Genomic DNA, 1,600 nt, shown 5'->3' with positions numbered 1-1,600 from the left:
CACATATAAGTTATTCCGTTTGTCTTAATGAGGTGCGTATTATAGACGTTTAATTCAGTAAGTCAAGAAGTTATTTTTATTTAGTTTGAAGTTTTTATCTGCACTACCTTGGTAGTTGATTGAAACTCCAAACTATCGGCTGATTGGTGAATAGCTTAGTTAATAACTGGCTATTATAATAAGTGGTGAACCACTTCCCAAATCATCCTTCCCTTCCGACTGGGTGGCATTATACGCGGTTTGATGTGGGGGTCAAGCTAATACTGCTTTTTATTTTATATATATTACAACTGATTGAAATACCTCGTTTAAAATAAGTAGAACAAGGCACCTCTATCATAAGAATAGACCTCTCGCAAAAGTAGCGAAGATATTTAAAATAAGAAACACATTCACAACTGGCTAGGAACCATGCCAAACATAGATAAGCTTCTTAAACGAAGTGATGCTGGTTCTAAAAGTTACATGGGCATTCATAAAGCGACCTTCCGTGAAATGTTAGCTGCCATGCAGCAGCACGGAGCAGAAAAGACTAAATCAGGACGACCAAGCACGCTTAGTCTTGAGGAACAGATATTACTGGCACTTACTTATTGGCGTGAATACCGGACGCTGTACCACATCAGTATGGACTTTGGTATTCATGAGTCGTCTGCCAGCCGCATTATTCGCAAAGTAGAAGATATCCTGATTGATTCAGGCAAGTTTGAATTGCCTAAAAAGCTGCCTAGTATAGTCGATGATGACATCAATTGGTCAGTCGCCATTGTCGATGCCACCGAAACCCCAATTGAGCGTCCAAAAAAAACCCAAAGAGACTACTACAGCGGTAAGAAGAAAAAACACACATTAAAAGCACAGGTTATCGTTCATTGTCAAACAGGCTTGATACTTGATGTGCAAACCTGCAAAGGGGCAATCCACGATTTTAAGCTCTATAAAGATACTTGTCCTGACTGGCTTCCTGACAATGCTAAATTACTAGCAGATAATGGCTATCAGGGCATAGCAAAGCTACATAAGCAAACCTTCATGCCATTTAAGAAACCTCGTGGTGGTCAGTTATTAGCGATATGCAAACAGGCCAATCACTCTCTGGCAAAGTTCCGTATTATGATTGAGCACAAAATAGGGTTAATTAAACGATTCAAAATAGTGGCTCATAAATATCGCAATCGTCGTCAGTGCTATGATCTTAGAATGAAGCTATTTGCTGGTATCGTTAATTCCGAGCTTAACCTATGACTTTTGCAAGAGGTCTAATATACTATAAAAATATCATCTTATTCGGATACAAGACTATGAAGCTGAATATATAGAAGAACTATAGTTAAAATCAGCCTTTTTTAAGAAAAAACTTCTAATTATCGGCTCAACATTTACTTAGTATTTAATTAGATAACGCGTCGCTTCTTAATAACTGTTCAAGACTTATAAGACCACTATTATCAGTTCTACTTAATAAACACGCAGACAAAGAAAACCCCCTCTGCTTTCGCAGAGGGGGTTTTCAGGAATAGAGAGCTGACGATGACCTACTCTCACATGGCCGGAGCCACACTACCATTGGCGCGATGATGTTTCACTTCTGAGTTCGGGA

Annotated in this window: 1 protein-coding gene; it reads left to right on the top strand. The window is 38.9% G+C overall.

Features of this window, described 5'->3' with window-relative positions; translation table 11 throughout:
• The first annotated feature begins 411 nt into the window (after positions 1-411).
• Complete coding sequence (locus JMW39_RS13150; protein ID WP_201547278.1) at positions 412-1,245, top strand: IS5 family transposase; 834 nt, start codon at positions 412-414, stop codon at positions 1,243-1,245.
• The last annotated feature ends 355 nt before the right edge of the window (positions 1,246-1,600 follow it).

This window comes from Psychrobacter immobilis (assembly GCF_904846175.1).
Lineage (GTDB): Bacteria > Pseudomonadota > Gammaproteobacteria > Pseudomonadales > Moraxellaceae > Psychrobacter > Psychrobacter immobilis_E.
This window is presented reverse-complemented; position numbering and strand designations above follow the sequence as displayed.

Excerpts from the sequence above, each read along its gene's own strand:
- JMW39_RS13150 (WP_201547278.1), top strand. The coding sequence starts at position 412 with ATGCCAAACATAGATAAGCTTCTTAAACGAAGTGATGCTGGTTCTAAA.